We start from the raw sequence: 17,455 nt of genomic DNA on the forward strand, positions 1-17,455 counted from the left end.
GGCGCCAGTCACCGGCGAGGTCACGCTGGCGGTGTAGGTAATCACACCGTTCTCGGCAACGCTTGGGCTGGCGCCGAGGCTGACGGTGGTCGTGTCGATCGAGTCGTTGATAACGGTGACGGCCGGCGTGGTATTCGGCACTAGGTTCTCGAAGTTGCCGCCCGTCGCTCCGGTGATGGTCACGCTGACGGTGCTGCCGTTGGCGTAGACGTCATTGGCCGGGGTCTGCACCTGTACGCTGCCGCTGGATTCGCCCGCGGCGATGCTGATCACCGCGCCGTTGGACAGGGTGATGGTCACCGGCGTCTGCGCAGGGTTGTTCAGGCTGGCGGTGTAGGTGATCGCGCCGCCTTCGGTCACGCTGCTGCCAGCGGTCAGGCTGGCAGTGGTGGTATCCAGGGTGTCGGTGATGGTGGTGACCGCCGGCGCGGTGCTCGGCGTGATGTTCAGGCCATCGCCGCCGCTGGTGCCGGTGATGGTGACGGCAATCTGGCGGTTGTCGAGGTAGACGTTGTCGCTGGCGGGAACCGCGACGCTGAGGCTGCCCGTCAATTGCCCGGCGGCGATGACGATGACCTGGCCGTTGGACAGGGTGACGCGGGTTTCGCTGGTCGCAGCCTGGGTCAGGGTAGCGGTATAGACCACCGAACCACCCGCTTCGGAGACGTTTGGCGTCGCGCTCAGGGTCAGGCCGCTGTCTACCAGGACGGTCGCCAGCTGCTGGTTGACCGTCTGGTCTGGCGCTCCGGTGAGCTGGTCATTCAGATTGCCGGCAAAGGTGAGGCCTTCCGTCTGATAACCGATCACCGGCGCCACGGAACCGGCGACTTCCTCCAGCATGACCACGCTGTGGCCGCCACCTGGCGCGCTACTGCCTTCCGATTGCGGGCCGGCCGCGGTCGCTTCAAGGTCCTTGGTCGGGTCGGCACCGGCGGCGATGGCCTGTTGCAGTTCCTCCACCGATGGCGCGGCCTGGGCGGTAGCCTGCGCAAGGTCACTGCTGGAGGCAGGAGCGTCGGCGCTCCACTGTGTTTCACGGCCCAGATCGAGGGTTCGACCGTCCGTCAGTTCGAGGGTCACGGCACCGGCCTGCCCCGTCAAAACCTGGTCGCCCGCGAACAGTCGGTCGCCTTCGATAAGTACACGTTGGATCCCGTCCTGGGAAACGGCGACAACCTGGCCAACAACACGTTTGACGATGGCGACAACACTGCTCATGACACTCTCCGAACTAACCGTTCAATGTGGCTTCCTTACGCGATAGGGCTGGTGTTTGCCGCGATCTGCTTGGAATGTTTCGCAAGACACTACTGATTTGCTTTATGTCAATTTTATGGCTGATTGGGGGTCTTTATTTCTTTTCGTCAAAGTATTGACCCGGGTGTCGCCATCCTAAACAATCGTTTCCTTAATGTCACATTGATATTTCACTAGGTGAAGCCCCCATGATCTGTGACAGGGTTCTCACTCGGAAATTTCCGACACGCGGCTTCCTGTATAGCCATTTTTCGCCGATTTGCCACGTTTCGCTCTGTTGTGGGACTGCCGTCCCTAGGGAAGAAAAACCACATGCGTCGCCCCTTGCTCAGCGCCTTGCCCCTCGCTTTCTTTGCCTCTTTCACTACTGCACAAGCCTTTGCACAAACCTTGCCGCAGGCCATGCAACAAGCCCTTGAAGCCCACCCGGAGGTACAGGCGGGGATCAACGGTCGCCTGGCCGCCGATCAACAGGTGCGCATTGCCCAAGGTGGCTACCTGCCCAAGGTCGATGTGCTGGCCGGCTACGGCCGGGAAAACACCGACAGCCCGAGCACCCGCGCCGCCGCTGGCAGCTCGGAAACCCTGAACCGCGGCGAGTCCAGCCTGCGCTTGCGGCAGATGGTGTTCGACGGTTTTGCGACGTCAAACGAAGTGGGGCGTCAACAAGCCACCGCCAATGCCCGGGCGTATGCCTTGCTCAATACCTCCGAGCGCACCGCCCTGGAAACCGCCAAGGTGTATATCGAAGTCCTGACCCGCCGGCAGATGGTGCGCCTGGCCGAGGACAACCTGCGCAGCCACGAGCGCATCTTCGACCAGATCCAGTTGCGTACCGCCCGTGGCATCGGGCGCATGGCCGATATGGACCAGGCCGAAGCGCGCCTGGCGTCGGCAAGGAACAACCTGCTGACGGAACAAACCAACCTCGCCGATGCACAAACCAATTACCTGAGTGTCGTTGGCCAACTGCCCGATGAATTGAGCCCTCCCGAGCCTTTCATCGACCTGCTGCCCGCGACCCTGGATGAGGCCCGCCAGCAAATGGTCGAAAGCAACCCGGCCCTGCGCTCGGCGGAAGCGGATATCGCTGCGGCAGACAAGCAGTACGACACGGCGAAATCCAGGTTCTACCCGCGCTTCGACGCCGAGCTGGAACGCAGTGCGAACAACGACGTCGATGGTGTGAGCGGGCATAACAATGAGTGGCAAGCCATGTTGCGCATGAGCTTCAACCTGTACGACGGCGGTAGCGACAAGGCCGACCTGGAATCCAAGGCCTATCAGGCCAGCCAGGCGCTGGATATTCGCAACAACGCCTTGCGCCAGCTCAACGAGGAGTTAGGCTTGGCATGGAATGCTATGCACAACGCCGAAGCGCAGGTGCCGATCGCCCAGCAATATGTCGATCACAGCAGCAAGGTACGCTCCGCCTACCAGAGTCAGTTCAGCCTGGGCGAGCGCTCGTTGCTCGACCTGCTCGACAGCGAGAACGAACTGTTCACCGCACAGCGTCGACTGGCCGAAGTGAAGAGCGTGCAGTTGTTTACTCAGTATCGGATCAAGGCGACCATTGGTCAGTTGCTCAAGAGCCAGGGTGTCGTCGCGCCGATGGCGACGGTCGTACAAAACGATCTGAAGCCGAGGGTCAACCTGCCCGGGCTGAACTGATTAGCCAGTAGTCCTTACCAGCCAGCAAGGAAGTCCGCGTGGATTCATTTGTCAGCAGAAACCTCACCCATGATCCGCGAAGCCTGCACGACGATCCGTTGCTGGACAGCCTGCTGTCGCTTTGCGTGTTGCACCAGAAACCGGCCAGCCGGGCCATGCTCACCACCGGCCTGCCGCTGCCGGCCCAGCGCCTGAGCCCCGAGCTGCTTGCGCGGGCCGCTGCCCGGGCGGGGCTGCAGGGGCGCCTGTTGCAGCGCAAGCTGGAGCACATTCCGTCCATCGCCATGCCCACCATGCTCCTGCTCAAGGGCGGGCGCAGTACGGTGCTGCTGGGGTGGGAAAATGAAAACACCGCGCGCTTGCTGCTCAGCGAAAGCGACGGCGGCGAGGTGCACGTCAGTCGCGAAGCGCTGGAAGCCGACTACACCGGCCGGGTGTTCTTCGCCCAACCGCAGCACAAGTTCGACGTCAACCACGGCAACCTGATTCCCCGCGCCCGCTCCTGGTTCCGCGACACCCTCAAGCGCTCGCGCTGGCTCTACGCCGATGCCATCGCCGCCAGCCTGATCATCAACATCATCGCCATGGCCGCGCCGCTGTTCGTGATGAACGTCTACGACCGCGTGGTGCCGAACCAGGCCACCTCGACCCTGTGGGTGCTGGCCATCGGCATCACCGGGGCGTACATCTTCGACCTGATCCTCAAGGGCTTGCGCAGCCTGTGTCTTGACCTTGCGGGGAAAAAGACCGACCTGATCATCTCCGCCACGCTGTTCGAGCGCATTGTCGGCATGTCGATGAAGTATCGCCCGGCGCGGGTCGGCAGCTTTGCGCAGAACATCCACGAGTTCCAGGGCCTGCGTGACTTCCTCGCCTCGCTGACCCTGGCCAGCCTGATCGACCTGCCGTTCACCCTGTTGATCCTGATGGTGATCGGCATCATCGGCGGGCATCTGGTATGGATCCCGGTAGTGGCCTTCCCGCTGGCGCTGGGTATCGGCTACGCCTTGCAAAAGCCCCTGACCGCCACCCTGGAACGCACCATGGCCCTCGGCTCGGAGCGCCAGTCGAGCCTGATCGAGACCCTGGCCGGGCTCGACGCGGTGAAGGTCAACAATGCCGAAAGCGAACGCCAGTACATGTGGGAGCAGACCATCGGCACCCTCAGCCGCCTGGAGTTGCGGGTGAAAGTGCTCTCCGGCCTGGCGATGAACATCACCCTGCTGATCCAGCAGATGGCCGGCGTTACCCTGATCTGCTTCGGTGTCTACCAGATCATGGCCGGCAACCTCAGCATGGGCGGCCTGATCGCCTGCTACATGCTCAGCGGCCGTGCCTTGGCGCCTTTGGGCCAGTTGGCCGGTCTGCTGACCCGCTACCAGCAGGCCAAGGTGACCATGGTCTCGACCGACCAGATGATGGAGCTGCCCCAGGAGCGCAATTTCGAAGAGCGCCCGTTGAGTCGCCAGGTCATCCAGGGCGCCCTGGAGTTCCGCGGTGTCGACTTCACCTATCCGAACCAGCAGAACGCCGCGCTGAAGAACATCAACCTGGCGATCCGCCCGGGCGAGAAGGTCGGCATCATCGGCCGCAGCGGCTCGGGCAAGAGCTCGCTGGCCAAGCTGGTGGTCGGCCTGTACGAAGCCGATGCCGGCTCGTTGCTGGTCGATGGCGTGGACATTCGCCAGATCGACGTCAGCGAACTGCGCCATAACCTCGGCTACGTGCCCCAGGACATCCAGCTGCTCGCCGGCACCCTGCGCGACAACCTTGTCAGCGGTGCCCGCTACGTCGAGGACGAGATGGTCCTGCAGGCCGCCGAACTGGCCGGCGTCCACGAATTCGCCCGCCTGCATCCGCAAGGCTACGAGCTTCAGGTCGGCGAACGCGGCCAGAACCTCTCCGGCGGCCAGCGGCAGAACGTGGCCCTGGCCCGCGCGCTGTTGCTCAATCCGCAGATCCTGCTGCTCGACGAGCCCACCGCGGCCATGGACAACACCGGTGAAGAGCGCCTCAAGCAACGCTTGCAGGCGGTAATCGAGAACAAGACCGTGGTACTGGTGACCCACCGTGCCTCGTTGCTGTCGCTGGTCGACCGCCTGATCGTCATCGACCGCGGCCAGATCGTTGCCGATGGCCCGAAGGCGGCCGTCATGGATGCGCTGAAGAAGGGGCAGATCAGTGTTGCTTAAGTCTGGAGCGGGACGTTTCAAGGACACCCTGCGCGGCTACTTCAAAGGCTCGCAATCCTTTGGCGGCGAGCCGCTGCCAGAGGTCAACAAGGCGCTGGTGGAAGACGCCCCGCGCATCGTGCGGCTGACCATCTGGGGCATCATCTGCTTCTTCCTGTTCCTGGTGCTGTGGGCCAACTTCGCCGTGCTCGACGAAGTCACCCGCGGCGACGGCAAGGCGATTCCGTCGTCCAAGCTGCAGAAGATCCAGAACCTGGAGGGCGGTATCGTCTCCGAGATCTTTGCTCGCGAAGGCGAGGTGGTCGAAGCCGGGGCGCCGCTGCTGCGCCTGGACGCGACCCGCTTCGTCTCCAACGTCGGCGAGACCGAGGCCGACCGGGTGGGCTTGGCCTTGCGGGTCGAGCGCCTGAGCGCCGAGGTCGAGGACCGGCCGCTGAATATCGATGCCGAGCTGCGCAAGGCCGCACCGAGCCAGGCGGCCAACGAAGAGTCGCTGTACCAGAGCCGTCGCCAGCAATTGCAGGACGAGATCGGCGGGCTCCAGGAGCAGTTGGTGCAGCGCCAGCAGGAACTGCGCGAGTTTTCCTCCAAGCAGGCCCAGTACCGCAACAGCTTGAACCTGCTGCGCCAGGAAATCGGCATGTCCGAGCCGCTGGTCGCGCAGGGGGCGGTGTCACCGGTGGAAGTGTTGCGCCTCAAGCGTGCCGAAGTGGAAAACCGCGGGCAGCTCGACGCCACCACCCTGGCGATTCCGCGTGCCGAATCGGCGGTCAAGGAGGTCGAGCGCAAGATCGACGAAACCCGCGGCAAATTCCGTAGCGACGCGCTGACCCAGCTCAACGAAGCCCGCACCGACCTGAACAAGACCGAAGCCACCGGCAAGGCCCTTGAAGACCGGGTCAGCCGCACCCTGGTCACCTCGCCGGTGCGCGGGATCGTCAAGCAGGTGCTGGTCAACACCATTGGTGGCGTGATCCAGCCCGGCAGCGACCTGGTGGAGATCGTCCCGCTGGACGACACCCTGCTGGTCGAAGCGCGGATCCGCCCGCAGGACATTGCCTTCCTGCACCCGGGGCAGGAGGCCATGGTCAAGTTCACCGCCTATGACTTCACCATCTACGGCGGGCTCAAGGCCAAACTGGAGCAGATCGGTGCGGACACCATCACCGATGAAGAGGGCAACACCTTCTACCTGATCAAGTTGCGCACCGACCGCAGCCATCTGGGCACGGACGAAAAGCCGCTGCTGATCATCCCGGGGATGGTGGCGTCGGTGGATATCATCACTGGCAAGAAGAGCGTGCTGAGCTACCTGCTCAAACCCATCATCCGCGCCCGGGCCGAGGCCTTGCGCGAACGCTGAGGGCCTCATCGCTGGCAAGCCAGCTCCCACAGGGACCGGGTGCACCGCTGGATCTGTGGGAGCTGGCTTGCCAGCGATAGGGCCCTAACAGGCACCACAAAGCTCCCGGATGTAAAAATCTTCGGTCAGAGGAAGGTGACCTGGCCACCTTCCAGCGATTTGACCCGGGCCAGCGATTCGACGCGGTAGCCCTGGCTGTCCAGTTCGGCACGGCCGCCCTGGAACGACTTCTCGATGACGATGCCCAGGCCGGCAACGGTGGCACCGGCCTGCTTGATGATCGAGATCAGCGCCTGGGACGCCTTGCCGTTGGCCAGGAAGTCATCGATCACCAGCACGCGGTCGCTGCTGTTCAGGTGGCGCGGGGAGATGGCCACGGTGTTCTCGGTCTGCTTGGTGAAGGAGTACACCGACGCGGTCAGCAGGTTTTCCGTCAGGGTCAGGGACTGGTGCTTGCGTGCGAAGATCACCGGAACGCCCAGCTTCAGGCCGGTCATCACCGCCGGGGCAATGCCCGAGGCTTCGATGGTGACGATCTTGGTCACGCCGGAATCGGCGAACAGGCGGGCGAATTCGTCGCCGATCAGTGCCATCAGCGCTGGGTCGATCTGATGGTTGAGAAATGCATCGACTTTCAGGACCTGATCGGAAAGCACGATGCCTTCTTCGCGAATCTTCTGGTGCAGTGCTTCCACTGGGGTTTCCTCGGATGTAAGCAAAAGGCCCCGGCATGGGCCAGGGCGATTGAAAGGGTTGATTATCTACCGTTTGAGCATGGCGCGGATATCGGCAAGTGCCGTATTGCCCCGTGCCGCCTTGACCTCGACCGGAGCGTCGTCCAGACCTTCCCAGGCCAGGTCGTCCGGCGGCAGCTCATCCAGGAAGCGGCTCGGCGAACAATCGATGATTTCACCATACTGCTTGCGCTTGGCAGCGAAGGTGAAGGCCAGGGTCTGGCGGGCCCGGGTAATGCCGACGTACGCCAGGCGGCGCTCTTCCTCGATGGTGTCGGCCTCGATGCTGGAGCGGTGCGGAAGGATTTCTTCCTCCATGCCCATGATGAACACGTAGGGGAACTCCAGGCCCTTGGAGGCATGCAGGGTCATCATCTGCACGCCCTCGGCGCCTTCTTCCTCTTCCTGCTGGCGCTCCAGCATGTCGCGCAGCACCAGCTTGCCGATGGCGTCCTCGATGGTCATGTCGCCGTCCTCGTCCTTCTCCAGCGTGCTTTTCAGCGCGTCGATCAGGAACCAGACGTTGCCCATGCGGAAGTCCGCGGCCTTGTCGCTGGAACTGTTGCTGCGAATCCAGTTTTCGTAGTCGATGTCCATCACCATGCTGCGCAGCGCGGCGATCGGATCTTCCAGGGCCACCTGCTCGCGCACCTTGTCCATCCAGGTCTTGAAGCGGTGCAGGCGGTCGGTGAAGCGGGCGTCGAGATGCTCGCGCAGGCCCAGTTCCTCGCTGGCGGCGTACATCGAGATCTTGCGCTCGGTGGCATAGTTGCCGAGTTTTTCCAGGGTGGTGGAGCCGATTTCCCGGCGCGGCACATTGATGACCCGTAGGTAGGCGTTGTCGTCGTCCGGGTTTACCAACAGACGGAAGTAGGCCATCAGGTCCTTCACTTCCTGGCGGCCGAAGAAGCTGTTGCCGCCTGACAGGCGATACGGCACCTGGTGGTGCTGCAGTTTCAGCTCGATCAGCTTGGCCTGGTAGTTGCCGCGGTAAAGGATGGCGAAATCGCTATAGGGCCGGTCGGTGCGCAGGTGCAGGCTGAGGATCTCCATGGCCACGCGCTCGGCCTCGGCCTCCTCGTTCTTGCAGCGGATCACGCGGATCTCGTCGCCATGCCCCATCTCGCTCCACAGTTGCTTCTCGAAGGCGTGCGGGTTGTTCGAGATCAGGACGTTGGCGCAGCGCAGGATGCGGCTGGTGGAGCGATAGTTCTGCTCCAGCATGACCACCTTCAGCGACGGGTAGTCCTCTTTCAGCAACATCAGGTTTTCCGGGCGCGCGCCGCGCCAGGCGTAGATCGACTGGTCGTCGTCGCCGACCACGGTGAACTGGTTGCGCGTGCCGATCAGCATCTTCACCAGCAGGTACTGGCTGGCGTTGGTGTCCTGGTATTCGTCCACCAGCAGGTAGCGCACGCGGTTCTGCCACTTTTCCAGGATGTCCTGGTGTTCCTCGAACAGTTTCACCGGCAGCAGGATCAGGTCATCGAAGTCCACCGCGTTGAACGCCTTGAGCGTGCGCTGGTAATGGGCATAGACGATGGCGGCGGTCTGTTCCTTGGGGTTGCGCGCCTTTTCCAGGGCCTCGGGGGGCAGGATCAGGTCGTTCTTCCAGGCGCCGATCATGTTCTTGATCTCGTCGACGCCGTCGTCCCCGGAGTACTCCTTCTGCATGATGTCGGTCATCAGCGCCTTCACGTCGGTTTCGTCGAAGATCGAGAAACCGGGCTTGTAGCCCAGGCGCACGTGTTCCTTGCGGATGATGTTGAGACCGAGGTTGTGGAAGGTGGATACCGTCAGGCCGCGGCCCTCGCCCTTGCGCAGCAGGGTGCCGACCCGCTCCTTCATTTCCCGCGCGGCCTTGTTGGTGAAGGTCATGGCCACGATGTACTGGGCGCGGATCCCGCAGTTCTGGATCAGGTGGGCGATCTTGCGGGTGATCACGCTGGTCTTGCCGGAGCCTGCGCCGGCGAGTACCAGGAGCGGGCCGCCGACATAGTTCACGGCTTCTTGCTGCCGGGGATTGAGTCGGGACATGACGAAAACCGGGGGTGGCTGAAAAATAGCCGCGCAGTTTAACAGGGCTTCGCCGTGATGGCGCGACCGTCTGACAGTGTGACGCAGCACAATATCTAAATTTGCCGGCTCTGCTACTTTCCATCAGGATGCACCCCCGAATGGATGGATTTACCGGGGTAGTGCGGACTGCTGATTGAAAATCATTTACATTCAAGCAGCGCTCGCCAATGATCCGCCCGTTACCCGACTGCGTTCGCGTACTGCCAACTAAGGAGAGAGCTTGTCTACGCCTGCCGAACCGTTGCGTTTGCTGCTGCTGGCCGAAGAGCCCGAGTGGGCTGCTGCCCTCGGCGAGGCTTTGTCGCCGCTGGCGGGCACCGCGGTATTGCTGACGGCGCCGAGCTGGGAGTCGGTGGACAGCCTGTTCGCCCGCGACCGCAACGCAGTGGTTCTGACCACGCCGGGCCGCCAGCCCGCGCCCGGGCGTTGTGATCTGCCGATGGTATTGCTGCTGGACCTGGAGCCGGCCAAGGCTCCGCCGGGCGTCAGCGACTGGCTGGTTCGCGGCCAACTGGGCAGCGACACCCTGCGCCGCTGCCTGCGCCATGTCCGCGAGCGGGGCGTGCTGGAAGCCACCTTGCAGCGCCTGGCCGAGGAAGACCCGCTGACCGGCATCGCCAACCGCCAGGGTTTCCAGACCCTGCTGACCGCACGCCTGGCCGAGAACGAAGGGCGTGGCGTCGCCCTGGGCCACCTTGATCTCGACAACTTCCGCCATGCCAACGATGCCCTCGGGCACCAGGGCGGCGATCGCCTGATCCTGCAGGTGGTCGGCCGGCTCAAGAGCCAGTTGGAAGCCGGCGACCGTGTGGCGCGCCTGGGCAGCGACGAGTTCGCCCTGCTGATCGATACCCGTCGTGAACCGCAGCGCGCCGAGCGCGTGGCCGAGCGGATCGTCGAGGCGCTGGCCGAGCCGTACTGGATCGACGGCGAGAGCCTGTTGATCGGTTGCAGCCTCGGCGTGGCCCATGCCCGTGCCCAGGCCGGTGCCGACCCGCTGATGTGGCATGCGCATATCGCCATGCAGCAGGCCAAGGGCGTGCATGGTTGCACCTACCACATCTTCGACGAGCGGATTAACCGCAACGCCCGCAGCCTCGCTGATCTCGAAGGCGAGCTGCGCCGTGCCCTGCGCCGTGACGAACTGGAGCTGCACTACCAGCCACGCCTGGACCTGGAAGAAGGCCGTATCGTCGGGCTCGAAGCCCTGGTGCGCTGGCGCCATGCCGAACGCGGGCTGTTGCCGCCCAGCGAATTCGTGCCGCTGGCCGAGCAGAGCGGGCTTATCGTGCCGCTGGGTTACTGGGTGATTTCCCGGGCCCTGCGCGATATGCAGATTCTCCGCGAGCGTGGGCTGACGCCGCTGCACATGGCAGTGAACCTGTCGTTCCGCCAGTTCCAGGACAGCCAGTTGCTGGCAACCTTGAGCCGCCTGATCGTCCAGCATGGTGTCGATGCGCGCTGGCTGGAATTCGAACTGACCGAAACGGCGGTAATGCGCCGCAATGACCTGGTCAAGCAGACCATGGACGCGCTGGGACGGCTGGGCGTGCGCTTCTCGCTGGATGACTTCGGTACGGGCTTCTCGTCCTTCGTTCACCTCAACAGCCTGCCGATCGCCTTGCTCAAGGTGGATCGCAGCTTCGTCGGCGGCATGGAAGGCCGGGAAGAAAACCGCAAGCTGGTACACGCCATGATCAACCTGGCGCACAACCTTCATCTGGAGGTGGTTGCCGAGGGTGTCGAGACCGAGGAGCAACTGGACCTGCTGCGCAGCTTCGGCTGTGACCAGGTGCAGGGCTACCTGATCAGCAAGCCGCTGGCGATCGAGCCGCTGGTGGAGTTCCTGCTGCTGAATGCCGCTCAAAGGCCGGTTGCCCTCTAACAGGCGCCTCCATCCCGTAGGAGCGTGGCTTGCCCGCGAAGGGCCGCGCAGCGGTCCCAAATCTCATTGCCACACTATTTTGGGACCGCTGCGCGGTCCTTCGCGGGCGAGCCACGCTCCTACAGAGGCCGTGTCACGACGGGGGCCGTCATGTTTCCACCCATCATCCGCTTCATCCGCCACTCGAACGCCAGCGTCAGGCTCACCGCCGCAAACGCCAACCCCAGGGCCAGCCCCCACCATACCCCGACCGCGCCCATCTGCAACGGAAACGCCATCACCCAGGCCGCCGGCGCGCCGATCAGCCAGTAGCAGCACAGGCCCACCAGGAAGGTGGTCTTGGCATCCTTCAATCCACGGATCGAGCCCATGGCTACCGTCTGGATCCCGTCGAACAGCTCGAACCACGCCGCCACCATCAACAGGCTCACCGCCAGCTGCACCACCCCGGCAAACGCCGGATCCTCCAGGTCGAGGAACAACCCGACCAGCGCCTCGGGTTGCAGCCAGAACAGCACCGAAAACCCAAGCATCACCGCCGCGCCGAAGCCGATCCCGACCCGCCCGGCGTGCCGTGCGGCCAGCAGCCGGTCGGCGCCATAGTGCAGGCCGACGCGCATGGTCACCGCATAGGACAACCCCGCCGGAATCATGAACGCCGTGGACACGATCTGCAGCGCGATCTGGTGCGCCCCCAGTTCGGTACTGCCCATGGTGCCCATGCACAGCGCGGCAAAGGCGAACAGGCCGACTTCCACGGTATAGGTCCCGCCAATCGGCAGCCCCAGCCGCCACAGTTCACGCAGGGCGGGCATGGAAGGCCGCGCCAGGTGCCTGCGGATCGGGTAGGGCGCATAGGCCGGATGCCGGCGGATATACAAGGCTAGCGCCACCGCCATGCAGTTCGCGACGACCGCCGTGACCAGGCCGATGCCTACCAGCCCCAGCTTCGGCAGCCCGAACATCCCTTCGATCAGCGCGTAGTTGAGCAGGAAGTTGACCACCGTCCCGACCAGGCTGATCACCATCACCGGCGATGACCGTCCCAGCGCGCTGGTAAAGCCGCGCAGGGCCATGAATGTCAGGTAGCCGGGCAGGGCGAACGGCAGCAACAGCAGGAAATGACCGGCGTTCTCGACGTTGCCGGGCGTCTGCCCGAGCAGCAGCAGGACCGGCTCGAGGTTCCACAGCACCAGCGCCGCGACCACCGCCATGATCCAGCCCAGCCACAATCCGGCCTGGGTCAGGCGGGTGGCGCCCTCGGTGTCGCCGGCGCCATGGCGGATCGCGACCAGGGTGCCCACTGCCGCGATCACGCCCAGGCAGAAGATCGACACGAACGAATAGCTGGCCGCGCCCAGCCCGCCGCCGGCCAGGGCCTCGGGACTGATCCTGGCCATCATCAGGGTGTCGGTGAGCAGCATCAGCATATGCGCCAACTGCGAGGCAATCAGCGGCCCCGCCAGCCGCAGCAGTGCCTTGAGTTCATGGGTTGGCGCCGCCTGCATGGTCGGATTCCTTGAATGATGAAGGGACAAGCCGCTGATTCTCGGTGTTTGCGCGATTGTGCACAAAAGGATAAAAACGATCATTGGCATGAGTAAAACTCATGCGAAGATGCGTGCCCGAGGAGGTTCTTCATGTCCAGTCGCCTACCGCCGCTCTATGCCTTGCGCGCTTTCGAGGCTGCCGCGCGGCACAGTTCCTTCACCCGCGCCGCCGATGAGTTGAACATCACCCAGAGCGCGGTCAGCCGGCATATCCGCACTCTGGAAGAGCATTTCGCCTGCCGCCTGTTCATTCGCAATGGCCGCAGCCTGCAACTGAGCGAGGCGGCGCGTTTGCTGCTGCCCGGCGTGCGCGAAGGCTTCGGCGCCCTGGAGCGGGCCTGCAGCACACTGCGCAGCGAGGAAGGTGTGCTGCGCATGAAAGCACCTTCGACCCTGACCATGCGCTGGCTGCTGGCGCGACTCAGCCGCTTCCGTCATCTGCAGCCGGGCAACGAGGTGCAACTGACCAGCGCCTGGATGGATGTGGATCACGTCGATTTCAACCAGGAGCCCTTCGACTGCGCCGTGTTGCTGGGCGACGGGCACTTTCCGCCGGACTGGGAGGTGAGCTGCCTGTTTTCCGAATGGCTGGTGCCGGTAGGCGCACCGGAGCTGCTCAAGGACGGCCCTTGGGACGTGGAAAAGCTCGCCGCCTGCGAACTGCTGCATCCGACCCCGGACAAGCGCGACTGGCGCACCTGGCTGGCACGCATGGGCCTGACCGACGAGGTTTCGCTCAAGGGCGGGCAGGTGTTCGACACACTGGAACTGGGCATGATCGCCGCAGCCCGGGGCTACGGGGTGTCCATGGGCGATCTGCTGATGGTCGCCGAGGACGTGGCGCAAGGGCGGCTCAGCCTGCCCTGGCCGGCGGCGGTGGCCAGCGGGCTGGACTACTACCTGGTCTGGCCGCGCACCCGTCCGGGCGGCGAGCGTTTGCGCCGGCTCAGCGACTTCCTGCAGGGCGAAGCGCGGGCGATGCGGTTGCCAGATGTGGAAATGCTGCGGATAAATGCGGCTAACAGCGGCGAATGACCGTTTGCGCAAAATAACCGTGTTCAGCACTCAAGTATCGACCGGCGCCGCCGATGATGCACTCAAGGGCCCGCCATGAGGCCCATGTTTCCCTGCCCCTTCGTGCCCCCCCGGTGATCTGGATGGTCCCGGCCTCGCTCAGCCAGGAGTTTTCATGTCTCGACCTCGTGCCCGGATTGCTTCGCAGCTCGGCCTTGCGCTCGCCGTCGTGCTCGCCGTTGTGATCAGCGGCAGTACCCTGTTCGCCCTGCGCTCCCTCGACCACGCCAACCTGGTCACCCGCCAGGAACACCTCACCAGCGAGGCCCGGTTGCTGGCCGACCAGCTCGGCACCTTCCACGACTCGCTGCGGGAAAGCACCCAGCGCCTGGCCGGGCTGTTCGAAAAGCGTTTCAACCGTCTCGCGGTGCAGCCAGGGACGTCCATTCCGGTCGCCGGTGTCGCCACCCCGGGCCTGTACCTCGACGGCCAGGCGCTGAACAACGATTTCAGCGAGGTGGATGAATTCCGCCAGATGACAGCGGGTGTCGCCACGATCTTCGTGCGCAACGGCGATGATTTCGTACGCATCAGCACCTCGCTGACCAAGCAGGACGGCAGCCGCGCCATCGGCACCCTGCTGGACCGCCAGAGCCCTGCCTACGCGCGGATCATGGCCGGCCAGTCCTATGTCGGGCGCGCCCTGCTGTTCGACCGCTTCTACATGACCCAATACACCCCGGTGCGTGACGCTGGCGGCCAGGTCATCGCCATCCTGTTCGTCGGCTTCGACTACACCGACGCGCAGAAAAACCAGTTCGACAACCTCAAGCGCTTCCGCATCGGCCAGACCGGCTCCCTTGCCCTGCTCGACGAGCAAGGCCGCTGGCTGGTGCCGCCGGCGGGTGTGACCGACCTGCAACAGGCTGCTGCGGAGGCTGCCGGTTTTGTCGGAAAACCTAGCGAGGGGCGCTTCTGGAACGATGGTGTGGAAGACCTCTACAGCGTCGCCATGCCCTTCGCCGGCGGCCCCTGGACCGTGCTGGCGAGCATGCCGGAAGCGGAAATCCGCGCGGTAACCTGGAGTGTCGGCACCCGCCTGGCCATCGGCAGCCTGCTGGCGATGCTGCTGGCCGTGGGCGCCACGCTGTGGCTGTTGCGGCGCAAGCTGCGGCCACTGAGCGACCTGGTGCACCAGGCCGAGGCGCTGGGCGCGGGTGACCTGGACGTGCGCCTGCAGGTCACCAGCCAGGACGAAATCGGCCAGCTCGCCGCCAGCTTCAACCATATGGGCGAGGCACTGGCGAACATGGTCTTGCGCATCCGCGAGGCGTCGCAGCAGGTAGGGCAGCGCGCCCATGCCCTGGCCGATCTCTCGGCAGGTGCCTGCGATGGCATGGACCGGCAGTCCGGCGAGATCACCAGCATGGCCGGTGCGGTGGAGGAGTTCAGCGCAACGTCAGCGAATATCGCCGACAGCATGGGCAATACCGAGCGCATGGCCCGGGACAACGCCCAGCAGACGCGGATCGGCCGTGCCTCGATGGACGAGGCTTCGACCTCGTTGCAGCAGATCGCCGAATCCCTGGGCGATACCGCCAGGGTCATCGATATCCTCGGTGCCCGTTCCCAGGACATCGGCGGCATCGTCGGCACCATCACCTCGATTGCCGAGCAGACCAACCTGCTCGCCCTCAATGCCGCCATCGAAGCGGCCCGGGCCGGAGAACAGGGACGCGGCTTTGCGGTGGTTGCCGATGAGGTCCGGCACCTGGCCGCACGGACGCGCCAGGCCACGGATGAAATTTCCGCGATGATCGACAGCGTGCAGCAGCAGACCGGGCACGCCATCAGCACCATGGAGCAGGGCAACCGCCTGATGCGCGAAGGGCTGGAGCGCAATGCCCGGGTCGCGGAAGCGCTGGCCAGGATCGATGAGCAAAGCCGCAATGCCGGGGAGCAGTTTGCCGTGATCACCACCGCGACCCAGGAGCAGAGTGCTACCGCGACGGTGCTGAGCAGCAATCTGCAAAGCATTGCCTCGACCAACCATGACCAGCGAGAAGTGGCGAACGATCTCGCCACCACGGCACGCCAACTGGAAGGGCTGGCGGGACAGTTGCGCCAGGAGGTGGACCGCTTCCGCGTCCGCCACTGACCCATCGAACACCGCAAAACCCTGTGGGAGCGGGTTCACCCGCGATTACGGCAATGAATTCACCGACGTAATCGCGGGTGAACCCGCTCCCACAGGTGTCCGCGTCGTGTTTCAGAGGGTTGGAAGGGTCAGGGCTTTGAGGCAGGCCTCGATAGAGCGCTTTTCGCTCTCGGCATACAACGCCAGTTCATCCTGCACCGCCATGCCCAGCGCCTGCTCGAACGCCTCCCGGTTGGCATTGCTGCCATAGTCCGCCTGCCCGTCATCGCCCAGGTTGGACTGGAAGATCCCCGCCGCACTGACCGGCAGGAAGTCCTCGTAGACCAAGGCTTCGAAGTGGACATGCCCCGCCTCGATCAGCTCCTCCAGCGTGCCCGGGCGCTCCTTCGACGCCAGCCCTTTCTCGGTCGGGAAGTAGCGGAAATACGCCAGCCCCTGCTCGCGCATCTGCCGCAGATCATCCGGAAATGCCTGGAACGTCTCGGCCAGCAGGCTCATGTAGCGATCGGCATTGCTCTCTGCCGGCGCTCCGCCCAGGGCCTCGCGGGTGGCGTCCAGCAACTGGTCATAGAGTTGCCGCCCCTTGGGCGTCAGCGCCGCGCCGCGCTGTTCGATCTCGCCAAAGCGCGCGGTATGGCTGCCTTCGGCATCGCGGAAAGCAATAGCCTCCTGCAAAGCCTTGAAGCTGGTCTGGCGCAACAGGATCGGATGCCGGCGGCGCGGCGGCCCTTCGATCACCGCCTTGGGCGGGATGCCGTGGGCCGGCATGCCCAGCTGGATCGCGTCGATATCCAGGGTGCGCGGGGTCAGGTGATTGATGTGCGGCCCCTTGAAGGCCACCACGTCGGCGATCAGACGGTGCTGGTCATGCAATTGCCGGTATTGTTGCGCCGTGACCGTGGCTTCGTGATGCCAGCGGAAGGTATGCAGGGCTTCTTCGACGAACGCCTGGGCATCGGCTTCGTTCAGGCCGCCCTCGCGCTCGCTTCGTTCGATCAGTTGCACGACGCGCGGGGTGAAGATCTCGCGCTTTTCCAGGATAGACCCGGCCAGTTCACGCAGGGCCGGATCCTCGATCAGCTCCAGGCGCAGCAGTGACGTGAAGACCCGGAACGGACTGGTATGCAACGACTGCTCGTGCACCGGACGAAACGCGGTGGAGTGCACCGGCACCCCGGCACTGCTGAGGTCGTAGTAACCCACCGGGTGCATGCCCATCACCGCGAACAGGCGGCCGATGGTCGCCAGCTCCGCTGCCGTGCCGACGCGGATGGCGCCGTGGCGTTCCTGGTCGAGACGCTCGATCTCGCCGGTCCAGCGCAACGCCTCGGCAACTTCCGGCCGCATCTCCAGCACCTGCCGATTGACCTCGCTCACCAGCTTCAACAGCGTGCCGTAGAGCGGAACCTCCTCCTTGTACATTGACGACATGGCGGCGGAGAACCGCGCACGGATATGGTCCGGGCTGACGAAATCTTCTGCGGGCATCGCGGGCTTCCTGATGAGTGGATCGAGGCCTGTACATGAAAGCGAGGAATGCTGATCGACTTCA

At 64.2% G+C, this 17,455-nt stretch carries 11 protein-coding genes and 1 pseudogene; 7 read left to right on the plus strand and 5 right to left on the minus strand.

All coding sequences use genetic code 11. The annotated features are described in order from the left end of the window. A partial coding sequence (locus ACKLLE_RS09290; RefSeq protein ID WP_420057713.1) for a retention module-containing protein occupies nt 1–1,218 on the minus strand: 1,218 nt, incomplete at its 3' end. Nucleotides 1,219–1,569: 351 nt separating this feature from the next. Here ACKLLE_RS09290 and ACKLLE_RS09295 point away from each other — a divergent pair. From ACKLLE_RS09295 to ACKLLE_RS09305, 3 genes are read left to right on the plus strand one after another with little or no spacing between them, the layout of a single operon-like run. Continuing rightward, complete coding sequence (locus ACKLLE_RS09295; RefSeq protein WP_420057715.1) at nt 1,570–2,928, plus strand: TolC family outer membrane protein; 1,359 nt, start codon at nt 1,570–1,572, stop codon at nt 2,926–2,928. A 38-nt stretch (nt 2,929–2,966) separates the two neighbouring features. Beyond that, nucleotides 2,967–5,120: a type I secretion system permease/ATPase gene (locus tag ACKLLE_RS09300; protein ID WP_009405336.1), complete on the plus strand. Its 2,154-nt coding sequence runs from the start codon at nt 2,967–2,969 to the stop codon at nt 5,118–5,120. Then, on the plus strand, nt 5,110–6,483 hold the full coding sequence (locus tag ACKLLE_RS09305) for an HlyD family type I secretion periplasmic adaptor subunit (RefSeq protein ID WP_064304358.1): 1,374 nt from the start codon (nt 5,110–5,112) through the stop codon (nt 6,481–6,483). The genes ACKLLE_RS09300 and ACKLLE_RS09305 overlap by 11 nt, the downstream gene beginning before the upstream one ends. 125 nt (nt 6,484–6,608) lie before the next feature. Here ACKLLE_RS09305 and ACKLLE_RS09310 read toward each other — a convergent pair whose 3' ends face one another. Both ACKLLE_RS09310 and rep read right to left on the minus strand, forming a co-directional pair. After that, nucleotides 6,609–7,178: a xanthine phosphoribosyltransferase gene (locus ACKLLE_RS09310; protein WP_009395836.1), complete on the minus strand. Its 570-nt coding sequence runs from the start codon at nt 7,176–7,178 to the stop codon at nt 6,609–6,611. Between the two features lie 66 nt (nt 7,179–7,244). Continuing rightward, a complete protein-coding gene (rep, locus tag ACKLLE_RS09315; protein WP_009395835.1) occupies nt 7,245–9,254 on the minus strand; it encodes a DNA helicase Rep in 2,010 nt (669 codons plus the stop codon). A gap of 262 nt (nt 9,255–9,516) precedes the next feature. Here rep and ACKLLE_RS09320 point away from each other — a divergent pair, with 262 nt between their 5' ends. Next, on the plus strand, nt 9,517–11,181 hold the full coding sequence (locus ACKLLE_RS09320; RefSeq protein WP_009395834.1) for a putative bifunctional diguanylate cyclase/phosphodiesterase: 1,665 nt from the start codon (nt 9,517–9,519) through the stop codon (nt 11,179–11,181). A gap of 119 nt (nt 11,182–11,300) precedes the next feature. Here the strand turns inward: ACKLLE_RS09320 and ACKLLE_RS09325 are convergent, their stop codons facing one another. Continuing rightward, on the minus strand, nt 11,301–12,689 hold the full coding sequence (locus tag ACKLLE_RS09325; protein ID WP_420057716.1) for a NorM family multidrug efflux MATE transporter: 1,389 nt from the start codon (nt 12,687–12,689) through the stop codon (nt 11,301–11,303). A 132-nt stretch (nt 12,690–12,821) separates the two neighbouring features. Between ACKLLE_RS09325 and ACKLLE_RS09330 the strand changes: the two genes are divergently transcribed. From ACKLLE_RS09330 to ACKLLE_RS09340, 3 genes and pseudogenes are all read left to right on the plus strand, one after another. Further along, on the plus strand, nt 12,822–13,766 hold the full coding sequence (locus ACKLLE_RS09330; RefSeq protein WP_420057717.1) for a LysR substrate-binding domain-containing protein: 945 nt from the start codon (nt 12,822–12,824) through the stop codon (nt 13,764–13,766). Between the two features lie 154 nt (nt 13,767–13,920). Continuing rightward, nucleotides 13,921–15,036 (plus strand): annotated as a pseudogene (locus ACKLLE_RS09335) (Cache 3/Cache 2 fusion domain-containing protein); the annotation flags it as partial. A gap of 135 nt (nt 15,037–15,171) precedes the next feature. Next, on the plus strand, nt 15,172–15,903 hold the full coding sequence (locus ACKLLE_RS09340) for a methyl-accepting chemotaxis protein (protein ID WP_420057866.1): 732 nt from the start codon (nt 15,172–15,174) through the stop codon (nt 15,901–15,903). Between the two features lie 111 nt (nt 15,904–16,014). Here the strand turns inward: ACKLLE_RS09340 and hglS are convergent, their stop codons facing one another. Then, nucleotides 16,015–17,391, minus strand: coding sequence for a 2-oxoadipate dioxygenase/decarboxylase HglS (gene hglS, locus ACKLLE_RS09345; RefSeq protein ID WP_420057719.1), 1,377 nt, complete (start codon nt 17,389–17,391; stop codon nt 16,015–16,017). Between the last annotated feature and the right edge of the window lie 64 nt (nt 17,392–17,455).

This window comes from Pseudomonas bharatica (genome assembly GCF_048586865.1).
Lineage (GTDB): Bacteria > Pseudomonadota > Gammaproteobacteria > Pseudomonadales > Pseudomonadaceae > Aquipseudomonas > Aquipseudomonas bharatica.

Excerpts from the sequence above, each read along its gene's own strand:
- rep (WP_009395835.1), bottom strand. The coding sequence starts at position 9,254 with ATGTCCCGACTCAATCCCCGGCAGCAAGAAGCCGTGAACTATGTCGGC.
- ACKLLE_RS09340 (WP_420057866.1), top strand. The coding sequence starts at position 15,172 with ATGGCCGGTGCGGTGGAGGAGTTCAGCGCAACGTCAGCGAATATCGCC.
- ACKLLE_RS09295 (WP_420057715.1), top strand. The coding sequence starts at position 1,570 with ATGCGTCGCCCCTTGCTCAGCGCCTTGCCCCTCGCTTTCTTTGCCTCT.
- ACKLLE_RS09330 (WP_420057717.1), top strand. The coding sequence starts at position 12,822 with ATGTCCAGTCGCCTACCGCCGCTCTATGCCTTGCGCGCTTTCGAGGCT.
- ACKLLE_RS09325 (WP_420057716.1), bottom strand. The coding sequence starts at position 12,689 with ATGCAGGCGGCGCCAACCCATGAACTCAAGGCACTGCTGCGGCTGGCG.
- hglS (WP_420057719.1), bottom strand. The coding sequence starts at position 17,391 with ATGCCCGCAGAAGATTTCGTCAGCCCGGACCATATCCGTGCGCGGTTC.